The organism is Pseudoalteromonas sp. SG41-1 (assembly GCF_014164575.1).
In the GTDB taxonomy this organism is placed as follows: domain Bacteria; phylum Pseudomonadota; class Gammaproteobacteria; order Enterobacterales; family Alteromonadaceae; genus Pseudoalteromonas; species Pseudoalteromonas rhizosphaerae.
On record NZ_JACJFL010000028.1, the window covers coordinates 1 to 16,782 of the forward strand.

The 16,782-nt window shown below is 40.7% G+C and carries 15 protein-coding genes; 5 read left to right on the plus strand and 10 right to left on the minus strand.

Translation table 11 applies throughout. From position 1 onward, the window contains the following. Window positions 1-376: 376 nt before the first annotated feature. From H5203_RS14670 to H5203_RS14700, 7 genes are all read right to left on the minus strand, one after another. Window positions 377-862: a hypothetical protein gene (locus H5203_RS14670; RefSeq protein WP_182819911.1), complete on the minus strand. Its 486-nt coding sequence runs from the start codon at window positions 860-862 to the stop codon at window positions 377-379. A 420-nt stretch (window positions 863-1,282) separates the two neighbouring features. Then, a complete protein-coding gene (locus H5203_RS14675) occupies window positions 1,283-1,975 on the minus strand; it encodes a hypothetical protein (RefSeq protein ID WP_182735067.1) in 693 nt (230 codons plus the stop codon). A gap of 144 nt (window positions 1,976-2,119) precedes the next feature. After that, complete coding sequence (locus tag H5203_RS14680) at window positions 2,120-2,509, minus strand: hypothetical protein (RefSeq protein WP_182819912.1); 390 nt, start codon at window positions 2,507-2,509, stop codon at window positions 2,120-2,122. 372 nt (window positions 2,510-2,881) lie between these two features. After that, the gene (locus H5203_RS14685) at window positions 2,882-3,322 is read right to left on the minus strand and encodes a hypothetical protein (protein ID WP_182735065.1); all 441 of its coding nucleotides are present in this window, start codon (window positions 3,320-3,322) and stop codon (window positions 2,882-2,884) included. A 189-nt stretch (window positions 3,323-3,511) separates the two neighbouring features. Beyond that, complete coding sequence (locus tag H5203_RS14690) at window positions 3,512-5,392, minus strand: methyl-accepting chemotaxis protein (RefSeq protein ID WP_145238482.1); 1,881 nt, start codon at window positions 5,390-5,392, stop codon at window positions 3,512-3,514. 116 nt (window positions 5,393-5,508) lie between these two features. After that, window positions 5,509-6,537, minus strand: coding sequence for an MJ1255/VC2487 family glycosyltransferase (locus tag H5203_RS14695; RefSeq protein ID WP_145238479.1), 1,029 nt, complete (start codon window positions 6,535-6,537; stop codon window positions 5,509-5,511). After that, window positions 6,534-7,073, minus strand: a complete 540-nt coding sequence (locus H5203_RS14700; RefSeq protein WP_145238476.1) for a phosphatase PAP2 family protein — start codon at window positions 7,071-7,073, stop codon at window positions 6,534-6,536. The genes H5203_RS14695 and H5203_RS14700 overlap by 4 nt, the downstream gene beginning before the upstream one ends. Before the next feature lie 218 nt (window positions 7,074-7,291). Between H5203_RS14700 and rraA the strand changes: the two genes are divergently transcribed. Continuing rightward, on the plus strand, window positions 7,292-7,789 hold the full coding sequence (gene rraA / locus H5203_RS14705) for a ribonuclease E activity regulator RraA (protein ID WP_145238473.1): 498 nt from the start codon (window positions 7,292-7,294) through the stop codon (window positions 7,787-7,789). Window positions 7,790-7,792: 3 nt separating this feature from the next. Further along, on the plus strand, window positions 7,793-8,839 hold the full coding sequence (locus H5203_RS14710) for a formimidoylglutamase (protein ID WP_182731684.1): 1,047 nt from the start codon (window positions 7,793-7,795) through the stop codon (window positions 8,837-8,839). A gap of 7 nt (window positions 8,840-8,846) precedes the next feature. Here H5203_RS14710 and H5203_RS14715 read toward each other — a convergent pair whose 3' ends face one another. Continuing rightward, window positions 8,847-10,502, minus strand: coding sequence for a GGDEF domain-containing phosphodiesterase (locus tag H5203_RS14715; RefSeq protein WP_182731700.1), 1,656 nt, complete (start codon window positions 10,500-10,502; stop codon window positions 8,847-8,849). 130 nt (window positions 10,503-10,632) lie between these two features. Next, on the minus strand, window positions 10,633-11,880 hold the full coding sequence (hutI, locus tag H5203_RS14720) for an imidazolonepropionase (RefSeq protein ID WP_182731683.1): 1,248 nt from the start codon (window positions 11,878-11,880) through the stop codon (window positions 10,633-10,635). 109 nt (window positions 11,881-11,989) lie between these two features. Here hutI and hutC point away from each other — a divergent pair, with 109 nt between their 5' ends. The 3 genes from hutC to hutH all read left to right on the plus strand — a co-directional run bounded on the left by hutC (window position 11,990) and on the right by hutH (window position 16,009). Next, window positions 11,990-12,697 (plus strand): histidine utilization repressor, encoded by a 708-nt coding sequence (hutC, locus tag H5203_RS14725; protein WP_182819913.1) that lies wholly within the window; start codon window positions 11,990-11,992, stop codon window positions 12,695-12,697. A gap of 103 nt (window positions 12,698-12,800) precedes the next feature. Further along, window positions 12,801-14,474: a urocanate hydratase gene (gene hutU, locus H5203_RS14730; RefSeq protein WP_145238458.1), complete on the plus strand. Its 1,674-nt coding sequence runs from the start codon at window positions 12,801-12,803 to the stop codon at window positions 14,472-14,474. A gap of 2 nt (window positions 14,475-14,476) precedes the next feature. After that, the gene (hutH, locus tag H5203_RS14735) at window positions 14,477-16,009 is read left to right on the plus strand and encodes a histidine ammonia-lyase (protein WP_145238455.1); all 1,533 of its coding nucleotides are present in this window, start codon (window positions 14,477-14,479) and stop codon (window positions 16,007-16,009) included. Here hutH and H5203_RS14740 read toward each other — a convergent pair. Then, entirely contained in the window at window positions 16,006-16,779 is a 774-nt protein-coding gene (locus H5203_RS14740; protein WP_182735061.1) for an NADP-binding protein, read from the minus strand. The genes hutH and H5203_RS14740 overlap by 4 nt on opposite strands. Window positions 16,780-16,782: the final 3 nt, after the last annotated feature.

Here is a 16,782-nt window from a genome sequence, read left to right on the forward strand (position 1 = left end):
CGAGTTTGCGAGAGTATAGTTAGCGAGTTAAAAGGTTCAAGGTGAAAGTTAGCGCAGCTCGGCGTTAAAGTTAACTATGTGGTTGTGGTTGAGTGTAGCGAAGCGTAACGAGAAAGCGCTAGGTAACTGGTGATTCTGGTTGATTACAGCGAAGCGTAACGAGAACTCGCTAGGTAACTAGGTTCTAGGTTTTTTGAGTCCTAAAATGGTCTGAATAAGCTTTAACTTGTTCTGTCAGATTAATAAGTCTCAAGAAAATTTGATAGCAGAGTTTGTACTTTTATATCAAGTGGTTAACGCCTAAAAACAGACAAGCATCAGTTGGTTAAAATAAGTGAGACGGAGCAAAAACCAACTGTTATCTGTCCTTTTTTAATTACTTTGTTAGCTTTACGATTTTTATGATTTTGTTTTCTTTGGTTATTGATAAGTAGCTAACTTCTAAGCAACTACCATTTTTTACAACTTTACCAGGTAACTCTTTTTCATAGAAAAAAGGGGTTTTTGTGTAACTATTAAATGAAAACTCAACCCCCTCAACTTCGAATGTGGCTGTTTGCCTCTTAGCTTTATCTAACCTATAGTTTTGAATGCAGCCTGATACAACTGAAAAATCTCCCGCATCGATCTGTTTTTTAATCTCGCTGTCTTGTTTCAACTCTGAGGATGTTACAAACAACCCTATGAAAAAAATGAACCCGGTAATTGTTAAAAGCCAATTGCGAGAAATATTTACTAAACTCGTTGCAAGGTTAGAAACAGCCGAAAACCTGATCAAAATAGTAAACAACAATAAAGCGGGGAACACCCACAAAAAGTAATCCACGCTGGGATCTACATTAATTTCAAAATAAGGACTCAAAATTTACCTAGTACAGCTCACGAGCCTGTAGAATAACTCGTTTTTATTGTTATTGATGGTTTAACCATAGCGGAGTTGCTATTTTGATTCAATCGCTTAGTAATATTCATGTTAGATTATCAGTTATTTAAGCATGCCAATACTAAGCGCTAAGTTTCCCTCATTTACTGCTCATTCCCTTCTCTTTGTGCAAAAAATTTAGTGAATTATTTACAAAGCGGTTAAGAGGCGCTGCGCTTAAGAGGAAAATAAGCAAATGCTGCGCTAATAACGTGAAGGCTATTACGTTGCGCTTATATGTGTCTGCCTTAAGCTACTGACGAAGTAAACAAATTTATTTATTGATTTAGAATTGACGGTCAAAAAGAACACTAGTGCCTATTGACAGAGTTAAGGCTCATATGTGTTATATTTCTTTTGTTATTGACTTTGAAATCTACTAGCTAACTTTGAATATATACTCACAAATTTTTGCTGTAGAGTTTTAGATGGTACTTCATCATGGCTTTCTGGAAGAGCTTTAAAATGATTTCCTTCACCTAGCCACTCTCTATTTAAACCTGTTTTTTCATTAAATTCTTTTTGTTCTGATTTGTTAGCATAATCAATGACCCATTGTTGCCCGCCATTATCGTAATAGGTAAACTGTCGCGAAAAACCTAATTCTTTATTTAAAGATGAAAAACGTTCTACAAAATGATCTGGTATTATGCCCGTTTTCTCCAATTTCCATCGCTTAGGTATACCGTTAACTTTAAAATCAATCCATTCCCAATCATCTGAATCTGTATCTATTGTTATATCTGAAAAAATCATATCACCATGGGTAATAACTCCCATTCTTTCCATAAACCATTTATATTCAGATCTAGAATCAAAGAACTCTAAATCGAACCAAATACAATCATCTGTATAATTGCGTCCTTTTACAGCAGAATCTCTCCATCCATAGAAATAATATAGAATTGAAAAAGGGTTCTCTTCAATATGTTTTTCCGTTTCTTCTTCCCATGTCATTTCATATACATCACGAAGAATTAGCTCTTTAGTTACACCTTCTGCGAATTCGTAGCCTAAATCTTTAAATACTTTGATTTGTTTTTCAAGATCCATATATAACCCCTTTGATAGCATAGATGAAAGCAAAATTCTCATGAAATATAATGCCACAAGCAGCGGAAAACACACGAACGTTTTAGCGCAGCCAGTGAGTGATTTTCCGATGACTTGGTTTGTTAGAAGCATATTTCCAAAATGTCATTCTACGGCCTCAATCAATCGTCCAGTCATTGAGATACCAACAAGACTAATTGGTGAGTCAGCAGCGAAAACGTAAAACCAAACTATTTGCATTTCTTGGTCTATTGAACAAACTTGGCTCTTTAGGTGAACAAATGCAAAAATCACTTCTTCAACACTGTATTTATCACGAATAAATGACATAACTTTTTCTGTTGCACTACCAATTGATATTGGTGGTTCGCCATCACCTAAGCCCCAATTAGGACGGTTTAACAAATCATCTGGTGTAATAAATAGCTTTTTACCATTCCTCTCAAAAGTAGAGGACTCAAAGCAGCTGGGAAAGTAAGCATCAGCACTTACATTGATAGAAACTAAAAATAAAAGTAAATAAAGTGCTCTCATATCCATCCGTGCTTATAACACACCAAAACGGTTTATATTATATACTCTTATAATTCCACCAATAATTACCTTTGTAAACAAGTAATTAAAATAGCTAAAATTCAAAGCTTGTTATTTTGCATCAAAACGGCGGTTAATAATGTTATCAGACAAAATTAGGATCCTACTCAAAAAACAGGACTAAGTTTAACTTTTACCGGCGTCCGCTTTTGCTCATAAATGCCAGTTAGATGAAGTCCAAGTCTATTTATCGAAACTGTAAGATAAGATATGAGCCACTACAAATAATCATAACTTTTCTATTATTTAAAGCACTGCACTTTAGAGTAAAAAGATTGATATCGCCCTTGCCTATTTACTTTAAGTTAGCTATTACTTGCTCTCTGGTAGCCTAACTTTTTTATATGTTTTATTACACTTTGGACAAAAGATGTCTAAATCAAACTTATAATTCACACATTGAAAAAAGAATCCATAAACCTTACTGCCAATTTTTATGAATGTGAGGATAAATGCTGTTGCAACCATTAAGTTAAACTCATACATTCCAGCCTTATCAAGAGCCCAGTCAATAACAAGCTCAACGATTAAAAGTGCAACCACTTTTTTGTGTTTTTTAATTGCGGCAAAAATTAGAACGGCAAAAGCAATAAAGCGAGCAAAACTTTGCGACTCCTCAGCTAAGAAAGCCACAATCCCAATGGGTATAGATAAACAAAGGCTGAGAAAGATAAACCCAACCATGTCTATTTTTGACATCCAAAAATGTATTTTGAAATCTTTTTTAGCCGCACACTGATTACACTTTAGCAAAGAGGCTCCAATTAACTGGTTTATCGTCGAGAAATAAAACTGAGAGTAACCTTTAACCTAAAAATAAAAAAGTGTGAAAACAAAAAAGCCATAACTTTCAAACAACTCAGGGCTGCTTAAAACTTATGGCTTAGCGCTTAAAGCTCAGCTAACTCCTAGAGCCTAAACCCTAGAACCTAGCACCTAATATTAAACCTTAAACTTATCTATCGCGGCGTAAAGTACCCTAGCTTGCTCTGATACTTCTTCGCTAGTTTGTGCATTTCTTGATGAATGAGCTGAGGCATCTTCGGCGATATCACGAATACGCACGACGTTTTTATTCACCTCAGAAGCAACTTGGCTTTGCTCGTCAATTGCGGTGGCAATATGCGTGCTCATTTCCATAATAGTTTGCACATCTTCGGTAATAGAGTTCAGTAGTTCACCCGCCTTTGTTGCTTGTGCTGCGCTTTCGCCGCCTTGTGTTCGGCATCGTTGCATTATGCTTACGACTTCTTGAGTACGCCCTTGTAAAATCGAGATAATACTCTCAATCTCTTTGGTTGACTCTTGAGTACGCTGTGCAAGTGAACGCACTTCATCAGCAACAACAGCAAAGCCTCGGCCTTGCTCTCCGGCGCGCGCAGCTTCGATTGCGGCATTGAGTGCTAGTAAATTAGTTTGTTCAGCGATACCACGAATAACATCCAATACTGAGCCAATAGTTTCACCGTCTTTTTCAAGCTGTGATACTACGGTAGAGGCATTACCCAGTGAATCGGATAATTGATTGATCTGCTTAACCGTTGCTTCAACTTCTTTGCGCCCCTGTTGAGCACTTTGATTAGTTGATTCTGCTTTTTTGGCTGCGGCCTCGGTATTATGAGAAATGTCTTGAATGGTGGCTTGCATTTCCGTCGCGGCGGTTGCAACCATATCAGCTTCATGCAACTGCTCTTGCATACCCGAGCTCGTTGCTGCGGTGCTCTCCGATAAGTGATCGGTAGCAATATTTAAAGTCGTTAAAGCTGTATTTACTTCGTAAATGAGTTTTTTGAAGTCACTTATAAGACTATTAAAATCAATTGTCATGGTGGTTACTTCATCTTTACCACTGTGTTCTATAACAAGTCTTAAATTATTATTTCGACGAATTTCATTGATGGTGTGATACACCCGTTCAATTGGGACGATAATCGAACGACTTGTAAAGTACACCAAGATCATCACCAGCAAGCTGGCAACAATAAAAATTATTATTGCGAGCATTTGCGTTTTTGCAGCAGTAGACTCAACTTGCTGCTTAGTTGCAGTTGTAATTAAAGTAACTAAATCATCACTTTGTTTAACGCTGTCTCTCATTTTACCAAGTGCACCTGAACCTAAATCCAGACCTAATGCAACTTGCTCATCAACTAACGATTTAAACTTACTTTTATAAATAGCAAGTAAACGTAACAGCTCTGACTGGTCACTTGAAGCTAAGTTTTCGTTGCGAATTTGGCGCTCAAGCTCCGATACACCGTCTTCAAAACGAGTTAAATATTTTAGGTCAAAACGCAGCATAAAATCTTTTTCAGAGCGTCTAAGCTGTAACATCAAAGTGAGTAAATGATAGTTATCTTGTTTGTCTAACAACGTTTCCATTTTATGTACTGCGTCTCGCAGTTCGCCATAAAGCGCATCTTTGGGGTGTAAGCCTATTTTCTTCTGTAATTGCACAACCTTTTGAAAATCATCATTATACTGCTTAGCAAGTACTGCAAATTGCTCTACTTGCACAGTGGCAATATCAAGCTCGGCTGATAATTGAGCCAATTTTTTAATTTTAATCTGCAACTGTTCATATTCTTGATCGAATAACTCTAAGCTGCTTTCTTGTTTATAAAACAAAAAGTCTTTTTCGTACTTGCGCATTGACAGTTCATGTATATCGAGTTTTTCTGCATACTGAATCGTTTCATTTAGTTTTAGCATAATGCGTGCCTCATAAATAATGACGCACAACATAACGACCATAGCGAGACCAACAACTAATGCATTGACTTGTAAACGACGTTTAATAGTCAAATTTTGGAGTAAACTCATTAACAACAGCCTATAAAATAAATCACTGCAAGATAGTATAGTTAAATAACTAACAATTGGCTTACATTATTATTGTTTTTTACTACAGTGTTTTAAAAAATCAGTTGATTTTAAATTTAGCCTACCGAAGACCACAAATTTTGATGTAATTCCTGTGTGTTATGCCACTGTCTTGCAGCTAACCACTCAACTAATGGCTGTGGATCACTTGGAAAATTAATCTGTTTTTGTGAGGTACTATTGAGCCAATCATCCAACGCATTGGGGTTTAAGTAATTCATTACGTGCGCGGCTTTCATTGCTAATAATGTTTGTGCATTGGCGTCTTGTTCAAACTGCCCTGACAATGGTTTCAATAACAGTTTTTTACCTAATTTTAGTGCTTCGCTAGAGAGCTCAAAACCCGCATTTGCGATCACACCACTGGCATTAGCTAAATCATTTAAAAAGCCACCACGTGAAGGGGCTCGTAGATGAATATTCGCGGTTGAACTATTTTGTGCTTGCGGGTGGTAACAATAGAATTCTTTTTCAGGAAACTCTTGTAAGTAATCAATCACACTTCGCAGTTCTTCAAAAGGTAAATATACCAATACTTTATTGTCAACATTGACTGGATTATCATGCTGATGATGAGCAATAAAAGGAGGAATGATATTTTGCGCAAATGGTTGCCAATGCACGCCTAAGTAGGTATCAGCAGGAGCATAATATTTTATGAATGAGCGGCGCAGCAAACTATGCCCAAACATTGGTACTTTGGGTGATAAAAATGCAGCTTGATGACTCATGCCTATGACTGGCACTGCTTGGCGTTTTGCTGCCCATGCGCTGATCGGTTCAAAGTCATTAAACACAAAATCATAACCCGATACATCTAACTGTTTAATGTCTTTTAGTAATCTACATATACGGCTATTTTTCACTGTTTGGTAACTATTGACTTGACCATTTTGAGTAGTAAAAGATAACCCCCGAAAGCTGCGATAATTAGTAAACTCGTCCATATCAAAGTAATTCTGCTGGGCTCGCCCTGAAAACACATAATCTACAGCAATCCCCATTTGCTTAAACGCATTCGCCATCACCCGTGCTCGGGTTATATGACCATTACCAGTTCCTTGAATGCCATAAAGTATTTTCATAAGGTAGCCACTATCAAGATTGCCAATAAACCACAGCTTCCCCCCATCAATGCACCAAGCACTACATCAACAGGAAAATGTACCCCAAGTAACACCCGCGATGCTGCGACACCAGTTGCCCACAAAAAACATAACTCTGCGAATTGCGGGAAATACTGCGCTAAGATAACGGCCACTAAAAATGCGCCAGCACTGTGCCCTGACGGTAAACTAAATTTATCACTGGGCGTAATGTAAGCGCCTTTTACTAAACAATCACATGGCCGAATTCTGGCAAAACTATTTTTAGCCACGTAATAAATGGGTCGCTCAATTAAAAAGCCCAGCAATAGAGTCATCGCCATAAGCCGTAATTCAGCTTCACTGCTAAGCCAGCCAAAACCAACAGCGATTAATACATAAAGCCCTCCATTGCCTGTTTTTGAGAAACCTAAAGCTGAATTTTTTAACCATTTTGGGGCATTGCCATTAAATAGCATCAAAAACAAACTTTGGTCCAGTTGGACAACTTTTTTTAGCATGTTGTTCTCACTCATTACTTGCTCCTTTAATTGTGCAAACTCTGTACACAATTTCAGCTTAGGCGGTGAAAATAACAATTGAGTGACGCTTTTAAGACACTAATATTGCTTTTCCTGTTTTAGCGCAATAATTGTTTAAAAAGAGCGCAATTTACTGTTATTAAGTCGTTGTTATTGCATTTAAGAAAGGTATACTGAACATCAGCTCACGTATCTTTAGAAAGGATAGAAAAATGGATTACAGCACTTCAGATTTATGCGATCACTTTGCCGATGTGGTCGATGTGCTCGAACCTATGTTTATTAACTTTGGTGGTCGTCACAATTTTAGTGGCCGTATTAAAACCGTCAAATGTTTTGAAAATAATGAACTGATCCGCGACATACTCTCTCAAGACGGCGAAGAATGTGTATTATTAATTGATGGGGGTGGTTCAACTCGTCGCGCATTAATCGATATCGAGCTTGCTGAACTAGCTGTAGAAAATAACTGGCAAGGCATTGTGGTATACGGTGCAGTACGTCATGTTGATGAACTTGAAGAGCTTGATTTAGGCATTCAAGCAATTGCTTCAATCCCTGTTGCAGCAGACAGTACTGGTGCTGGTGAAGACGGCATTGGCGTTAACTTCGCTGGTGTCTCATTCTTTGATGACGACTTTATCTATGCAGATAGCACCGGTATTGTATTATCTGGTGAAGAACTTGAACTGGAAATCGTAGAAGAATAACGAGTGTCAAACCACCTACATATCTATGATGAAGCGACTGTAAAGCCTTGGTGTAGCAGTCGCGCTAATGAAAGAAAAGCATGGCAGTCAATAGCCCTACTTGACACTGGTGTTGATCCTTTACAAGCCATGCACGATGCCGCGCAATTTGGTATTAAGTATGTATTACTAGGTATTTGCGAAGATATCGGGCCACGCGCCAACTTAGGCAATGGTGGTGCCGAAGATGGCTGGCAAGCATTTCTTAAACGCTTTTTAAATCAACCTGATAACCAATTTTTAGCGAACGAAAAAGTTTTGTTATTAGGCGAAGTCGCGATCAGCGATTTGACTCTTGCGGCGCGCGATTTATCAAACCAGAATCCTCAGCAACTAACACAATTACGCCAGTTATGCGCCCAGCTTGATCAACGTGTTGAGCAAGTACTGAGCTTAATTTTTGCTGCAGGGTTAGAGCCAATCGTTATTGGCGGTGGCCATAATAACTGCCTTGGTATTATTCGCGCATTAAGCAAGCATAAACAGCGCCCAATAAACGCGATCAACTTTGACCCTCATGCCGATTTCCGTGACTGTGAAGGCCGCCATAGTGGTAATGGTTTTCGCTATGCATATAACGAGCAACACTTAAATAATTATCATGTTATTGGCATGCACGAGCTGAAAAACAATCAAGCAATTATTGATGCTTTAGCTGCTGCCCAATTTAGTTATGATAGCTACCAAGCGCTGCAAGTTAGGCGCGAAAAAACCTTAACTGAAGCATGCCAGCAGGCACTATATAATCTAATTGATGCACCACTTGGGGTTGAAGTGGATCTTGATAGCATTTCATTAATGCCCGTCAGTGCGTATACCAATTGTGGTTTTAGTGTTAGCGATGCCGAACACTTTGTGCATTTAGCTGCCAGTCAAGTAAACAGCCAATACTTGCATTTATGTGAAGCAGCCCCCAACCAACATCCTAGTGGTATACAGGCTGGAATGAGCGATGCAGGGCAAATAATCACAGCTCTCGTGAATGCTTATTTACAAGCCAAAGCAAACTAAAAAACGATTACGGATGCTCTATTTGCCATTGTTTTAACCAAGAGATCATGCCAACACTGCTCAGTGGATGACTATAGTAATAACCCTGCGCAGCATAGGCGTTTAAACTTTTTACAAAATTAAGCTGCTCCAGTGTTTCTACCCCTTCGCAAATTACCTTCGCATTTTGTTGGTTATGCATATCAACCATACCGCTGATCAAACTACGAACATGGCTTTGATGACTGAAATCAGCTGTTAATGAAGGCGCTATTTTTACATATGCAACGGCTAAATTTGGTAACTTAGCAAGCCAAATAGGGCTATCACCAAGGCCATCCACACAGACTTTAATACCAATGCTATTGATGCGTGCGACCATTGCTTTACCTTGCTCATCTAAACTCATAAACAGATTAAGTGGACACTCGACAATTAAATCGCCAGCTTGTAGTTGATGTTCGATAAAAATGTGATCAAGGAATTCGATAAATTCTTCATTTAGCATTTCAGAGCCAAATAAATTGATACTCAAAGGCATCGTTATGCCTTCCATGCGCAGTGCCATTGCAAGCTCTGCGGCGCGTTCAATAACAAATGTGGCTAATGGATAAGCAAGCCCTGCAACACGTATATCATCAATAAATCGATTAGCCGATAAAATCCCTTGTCTGGGATGTTGCCAACGCAGTAACAACTCTAAAAATTCAATTTTTTCATCGTGATTGCAAATGATGGGTTGGAAATACAATTCAAGTTCGCTAGAAAAATCGATATTTGCTAATTCTTTCAAACGCGCTTGCTGTTCTAATTGCTCTATTCTCATTTGTTGATGGTACACCACCACTTGTTGTTTTGGGTGGCTATCTAAAGCGAGGTAAGCAAACGAAATTAAATTATCAAAGCTATTTTCTTGTTCATCGCAATCAACGAAACTGGCCCGTGCATTGACTTTAATAGTGCAATTAGCCACATTAAACGGCTTCAAGGTGGCCCCTAGTATTTGATTGATTAATTGCTCATGTAGATGTTTTTGCTGCGCTAAATTACATATAAACGCAAAATTTAGGCCACCAAGGTGAGCTAATTTTTGTTCCCCAGCTAAATTAATCACTTCTTCAATAAGCAGTAGCTGCTTAATACGGTTTGCAGACTGCGCTAATAGTAAATCCCCAAAGTCTCGGCCAATATGCTGATTAACCTGAGCAAACCCCTCCAACCGGATAACCACCAACGCAGCTCGTTGTTGATTGTTTTTACGCCAGTCGTAATAGCCTTGGCGTAACTGCTTAATATCGGGAAGATTTAATAACGGCGCAGGCTCCATAAAGTGATTTATATGCGCTGCGTCATCAGCCTCAGCAACAAGTTCTTCATCATCAAAATAGCCAGACATCGCCAGTACAATGCTCGCCAGTACAATTAAATAAAGAGGTAACTCAAGTAGTAAATGAGCCGCTAAGCACACCGTAAATACGAGTGCTGAGCAACAGCTCAAAGTGAGCATAGTCCACTTATTTTGCGAAAATGCCAGCCATAAATGCAAACCAATACTCAGTGCAAATAGTAACTCCAAAAAGTTAAAGCCGCCGCTTAATACTGCCAACCCAAGTACCCCATTGCTGAGATAGCTAAAGCGCAGTAATGGCTTTTTAACCACGCACAAGGCACAGATCATCGCCATAAAAATAGCGCCGGCTAAAAAAGTAGGCGTCAATATATTGTTTAAAAAAGCGCTCCCTGCAGAATATTCAAGTCCCGTATTTGTTAATAGCGCAATTAAAATCATTTTTTGAGTACAACATTACAACAGACTAATTTAGTCTACCCAAAATCCACAGATTTAACAGTTTATTCACGCCAAATTGATAACTTAATTGTGCTGGGTGGGATATTTGCCAATGAGCTATATCGGCACGCATGCCGACTTTTAACACTCCGCGATCAGTTAAACCCAAAGCTTTTGCGGCATTACGCGTAACTCCGGCGAGAGTTTCTTCAGGAGTTAAGCGAAATAAAGTACACCCCATATTCATCATTAATTGCAAAGAACACAAGGGTGATGTACCTGGATTAAAGTCTGTCGAAATCGCTATTGGTACTTGATACTGCTTTAATAGCTCAATTGGCGGCTGTTTGGTTTCGCGTAAAAAATAAAATGCCCCGGGTAATAATACCGCCACAGTGCCTGCTGCAGCCATGGCCTTTACTCCAGCTTCATCTAAATGTTCAATATGATCAGCAGATAACCCATTAAATTCAGCGACTAATTGTGCTCCTTGCTGATTTGAAAGCTGTTCAGCATGACATTTCACTGGCAAATTATGTTTTTTTGCGGCATTAAAAACTCGGCGAGTTTGCTCATTACTAAAACCAACATTTTCGCAAAACACATCGACAGCATCGGCTAAATTTGCAGTAACCACTTGCTCAAGCATCTCATTACAAACCAGATCGATATACTCATCACTGCGACCTTTATATTCCAAAGGTAGGGCATGCGCCCCCAAAAATGTCGTTTTTACATCAATCGGGTGATTTTCACCTAACAAACGTGCCACTTCGAGGATTTTAACTTCATTTTCGCAATCAAGTCCGTAACCAGATTTGATCTCAACGGTACTCACTCCCTCGGCATAGAGGGCATTGAGACGATCCTTCGCGAGCACAAATAAAGCCTCATGATCCGCAGCTCGTGTTGCTGCTACCGTACTAGCGATCCCCCCACCTTGCGCTGCTATTTGCTCGTAACTAACACCTTGTAAACGCTGTTCAAACTCTTCAGCTCTTGAGCCGGCAAACACTAAGTGGGTATGACAATCAATTAAACCAGGTGTTAGCCACTGCCCTTTTGCTGAAAGCATCGGCGTTGCTAATACGTCGAATTTAGGTAAATCGGCTTGTTTACCCAACCACACAATGACACCTTTGCGGATAGCCAATGCTGCATTTTCGATGGCGCCATAAGGGGCTGCAATACTGCAATCCATAGTTGCGATATTGGCATCTGTGATCAATAAATCCCAGTCATTAGCCGGATCATTTGCAGTGATTGTTGTCATATTAACTCCGAAAATTATTTTTTATCAGTCTAACAAGTCATCTTGTATATACAAGGTAAATATGCCATCTTATAGTTAATAACAAATTTAAAAGACCATAATAATTCAAATGACGACACCTAAGTTCGCACAAATAAAGCAATTTATTGTTGATAATATCCGCAGCGGCGCATGGCTTGAAAACCAACGTGTGGCTTCTGAAAATGAATTAGCAGAACAATTTAGTGTTAGTCGAATGACTGCGCGCCGAGCATTAAGCGAGCTCACCGAAGCGGGTATACTGACTCGTAGTCAAGGTTTAGGCACGTTCGTTGCCAGTTTTAAATCGCAATCATCATTGCTTGAAATCAAAAATATAGCAGATGAAGTCAAGGCCCGTAACGGCAATTATAGCTGTACAGTATTAGTGCTTGAATCTATCAGCGCCGTTGCGCCAATTGCGATTGCACTGGGTGTTGAAGTAGATAGCGTGGTGTATCGCAGTGTATTAGTGCATAACGAAAACGAACAGCCACTGCAAGTTGAGGAGCGCTTTGTTAACCCTGCACTAGCAACAAGCTACTTTCAACAAGATTTTACTGCGTTAACTCCGCACGAATATTTATCGAGCGTCGCACCATTAACGGAAGCGCGCCATACGGTAGAAGCAATAATGCCTAACAGCGAAATGTGCCAATGGCTTAATTTATACCATGAAGAGCCATGCTTACAGGTGATTAGGCGTACTTGGTCATCATCTGGGATTGTTAGTTTTGCCCGTTTAGTATCACCGGGTAGTAAGTATCGCTTAGGCGGACATTTAACTTTTAAAAAGTAATATGTAAAAAATAACATTAGAAAGAATATAAAAATCAAAAATGATGCGCTTCACAGCGTATTTTTTGAAACCAATAAGCTTGTATATACAACAGGAGTAATCTATGAACAACAGACTTGATGAATCTCGCGTTATCCGCGCCCCACACGGCGATAAAATCAGCGCTAAGAGCTGGCTCACCGAAGCAGCTAAGCGCATGTTAATGAATAATTTAGATCCTGAAGTAGCCGAACATCCACATGCTTTAGTTGTGTACGGTGGGATTGGTCGTGCAGCGCGTGATTGGCCTTGCTTTGATAAAATCATCGAAACTCTCGACAGACTCGAAGACGACGAAACGCTACTCGTACAATCAGGCAAACCTGTTGGGGTATTTAAAACTCACAGTAATGCACCGCGAGTATTAATTGCCAACTCAAACTTAGTACCTCACTGGGCTAATTGGGAGCATTTTAACGAGCTCGATAAACTTGGTTTGATGATGTATGGCCAAATGACTGCGGGATCATGGATCTACATTGGATCACAAGGCATAGTACAAGGTACCTACGAAACCTTTGTAGCGATGGCAAAACAACATTTTAATGGTGACGCTGCTGGAAAGTGGGTGCTAACCGGTGGCTTAGGCGGTATGGGCGGCGCGCAGCCACTTGCGGCAACCATGGCGGGATTTAGCGCACTCGTAGTTGAATGCGATGAAACGCGTATCGATTTTCGGATCAAAACCCGCTATGTGGATGTTAAAGCAACCGATTTAGATCATGCACTGGAGCTTATCAACGAGGCGTGTGGCAAAGGCGAAGCGCTGTCAGTCGGCTTACTTGGTAATGCCGCTGATGTATTTAGTGAGCTTGTTAACCGAGCTATTACTCCCGATGTAGTGACCGATCAAACCTCTGCTCACGACCCGTTGAATGGCTATTTACCGCAAGGTTGGAGCATGCAACACGCGGCTAAAATGCGTGAACAAGATCCACAAGCGGTTGTCAAAGCAGCTAAGCAATCGATGGCTGTGCAAGTCAACGCAATGTTAGCACTACAACAAGCTGGTGCTGCAACAACTGACTACGGCAATAACATTCGTCAAATGGCATTTGACGAAGGCGTAACAAATGCCTTTGATTTCCCAGGTTTTGTGCCAGCTTATATTCGTCCATTATTTTGCGAAGGAATTGGTCCATTCCGTTGGGTGGCATTATCAGGCGATCCTGAAGATATTTATAAAACCGACGCAAAAGTGAAAGAGCTTATTCCTGACGACAAACACTTACATAACTGGCTTGATATGGCTCGTGAACGTATTCAATTCCAGGGCTTACCTGCTCGTATTTGCTGGGTTGGCTTAAAAGACCGCGCTCGTTTAGCGCTGGCGTTTAATGAGATGGTCAAAAATGGTGAGCTTAAAGCACCGATTGTGATCGGCCGTGACCATTTAGACTCAGGCTCAGTTGCGAGTCCAAACCGTGAAACCGAAGCAATGAAAGACGGCTCAGATGCAGTATCAGATTGGCCATTACTTAATGCATTACTGAATACCGCAGGAGGTGCAACATGGGTGTCACTTCATCATGGTGGTGGTGTAGGTATGGGCTTTAGCCAACATTCTGGCGTAGTCATTGTTGCTGATGGCACCGACGAAGCAGCTGCGCGGGTTGGCCGCGTATTATGGAATGATCCTGCAACGGGCGTTATGCGCCACGCGGATGCAGGTTACGATATTGCAATTAATTGTGCGACCGAGCAAGGCCTCGACCTGCCAATGTTAAATAAGGAATAATCATGTTTAAACTCACCCTAACACCTGGAAAGCTCGATTTAGCAACACTGCGCCAAATTAATTTATCACCAGTGACGTTAACGCTCGCCAAAGATAGCGAGATAAAAATAGCAGCCAGTGCACAAACCGTGCAAGACGTGATTGATCAACACAGAACGGTTTATGGCATTAATACCGGTTTTGGCTTACTCGCCAATACTAAAATTGCTGAACATGAATTAGAGTTACTCCAGCGATCCATTGTACTTTCCCATGCTGCGGGCATCGGTGCTTATATGGATGACAGCACAGTACGATTAATGATGGTATTGAAAATTAATTCATTATCACGTGGCTTTTCTGGCATTCGCCTAAAAGTGATCGAATTCTTTATGCAGTTACTTGCTGCACAAGTCTATCCATGCGTGCCAAAAAAAGGCTCGGTAGGTGCATCTGGCGATTTAGCGCCACTTTCACATATGTGTTTACCACTGCTCGGCGAAGGCGAAATGCGCTATCAAGGTAAACTCATTAGCGCTGCTGACGGTCTTAAAATAGCCGGTCTTGAGCCATTAACACTGGCTGCTAAAGAAGGCTTGGCTTTGTTAAATGGCACTCAAGCCTCTACCGCATTTGCGCTTCAAGGGCTATTTCGGGCTGAGGATTTATATGCACAAAGCTGCGCGATTGGCTCAATTAGTATTGAAGCAGCAATGGGAAGTCGCTCGCCATTTGATGCACGTATTCATGAAATTCGTGGCCAACTTGGTCAAATCGATACCGCGGCAATGTTTCGCGATATGCTCGGTGAACATTCACAGATCAGCGAAGCTCATGTGGATTGTGAAAAAGTACAAGACCCGTATTGCCTACGCTGTCAGCCACAAGTACTTGGTGCGTGTTTAACGCAAATTCGCCAAGCAGCCGAAGTGTTGTTGTGTGAATCTAATGGTGTAACCGACAACCCATTAGTATTTGCTGATGTAGGCGATATTATTTCGGGAGGTAACTTCCACGCCGAGCCTGTGGCTATGGCAGCCGACAATTTAGCATTAGCGATTGCCGAAATTGGTGCACTAGCTGAGCGTCGTATTGCGTTACTCATTGATTCAAACTTATCAAAGTTGCCACCTTTCTTAGTTGAAAACGGCGGCGTTAATTCAGGCTTTATGATTGCACAAGTAACCGCAGCAGCATTAGCGTCTGAAAATAAATCATTGGCGCATCCTGCTTCTGTGGATAGCTTACCAACTTCAGCTAACCAAGAAGATCATGTTTCTATGGCAACTTTTGCAGCACGTCGTCTGCAAGAAATGGCTGATAACACGCAAGGCGTACTGGCAATTGAATGGTTGGCATCTGCGCAAGGGTTAGAATTTAGAAAGCCATTGCAGGCATCAGCCAAAGTTGAACAAGCTAAAGCAACACTGCGCACAAAAGTGAGCTACTACGATAAAGACCGTTATTTTGGCCCAGATATCGAAGCAGCTAATTTATTATTACAGCAAGGTGAGTTGTGTAATTTATTACCTAAAGGCGTATTACCGTCGTTTTAAATAGCAAACTGATAGTTAAAACCAAGTGATTCAATAGCCGAACCATCAATGATGCGTTCGGCGCTTTCGTCACTCGTAAATGTAGGGGGGGTTGTTCCGTATTGCTGGCATTTTTGCTGATAGTAATCTGCTTTGGTTGGATGAGCTGGGTTGACTACATTGTAAATTGACGCTGCAACTTGCCAATTCTCCAACACAGTAACAATCGCATTAATAACATCTTGTTGCTGCACCATATTAACGGTTTGGTTGCTCGAACTTTGTAGTTCTTTGCCTGCCACAAAACGCCCAGGCTCTCGCTCTGGCCCAATTAAACCACCGAGTCTAAGTACTTTTCCACCCGCATTTAATACCAGTTGCTCAGCATCAATTAATGGCTGTTGGCGTGCAGTGCTTACTTTAATCTCACTTTGCTCTGTATAGGTTAGATTATCTTGAGCATACACAGCCGTTGATGAACACAACAAAAAGCCTTTTGCATTCATGGTGCCTGCCAGTTCAATGGCTAATTTTAACGTGGCTAAATAATGGCTATCAGCGTGGCGACTACGTGGTGGTATAGCACACACCCACCACGCATTATGTAAATCTAGTTGATGAGCTAATTGCTGATCTGCAAATACTAACTGGCGCTGAAAAGCATGTTGATGCTCTGCGCTGCGATGGGTGCCTTGAACATCCCAACCTTTTGCGAGCTGTTGTAAGCACAATGGCTGACCCAACCAACCTGCGCCCAATACTATTAATTGGTCTTTATTTTTACCCGCCACGTA

What these genes read in the sequence shown, in the direction of transcription:
- H5203_RS14675 (WP_182735067.1), bottom strand. Translation starts at nt 1,975, where the DNA reads ATGGATCTTGAAAAACAAATCAAAGTATTTAAAGATTTAGGCTACGAA.
- H5203_RS14680 (WP_182819912.1), bottom strand. Translation starts at nt 2,509, where the DNA reads ATGAGAGCACTTTATTTACTTTTATTTTTAGTTTCTATCAATGTAAGT.
- H5203_RS14690 (WP_145238482.1), bottom strand. Translation starts at nt 5,392, where the DNA reads ATGAGTTTACTCCAAAATTTGACTATTAAACGTCGTTTACAAGTCAAT.
- H5203_RS14695 (WP_145238479.1), bottom strand. Translation starts at nt 6,537, where the DNA reads ATGAAAATACTTTATGGCATTCAAGGAACTGGTAATGGTCATATAACC.
- H5203_RS14700 (WP_145238476.1), bottom strand. Translation starts at nt 7,073, where the DNA reads ATGAGTGAGAACAACATGCTAAAAAAAGTTGTCCAACTGGACCAAAGT.
- rraA (WP_145238473.1), top strand. Translation starts at nt 7,292, where the DNA reads ATGGATTACAGCACTTCAGATTTATGCGATCACTTTGCCGATGTGGTC.
- H5203_RS14715 (WP_182731700.1), bottom strand. Translation starts at nt 10,502, where the DNA reads ATGGCGATGATCTGTGCCTTGTGCGTGGTTAAAAAGCCATTACTGCGC.
- hutI (WP_182731683.1), bottom strand. Translation starts at nt 11,880, where the DNA reads ATGACAACAATCACTGCAAATGATCCGGCTAATGACTGGGATTTATTG.
- hutC (WP_182819913.1), top strand. Translation starts at nt 11,990, where the DNA reads ATGACGACACCTAAGTTCGCACAAATAAAGCAATTTATTGTTGATAAT.
- hutU (WP_145238458.1), top strand. Translation starts at nt 12,801, where the DNA reads ATGAACAACAGACTTGATGAATCTCGCGTTATCCGCGCCCCACACGGC.
- hutH (WP_145238455.1), top strand. Translation starts at nt 14,477, where the DNA reads ATGTTTAAACTCACCCTAACACCTGGAAAGCTCGATTTAGCAACACTG.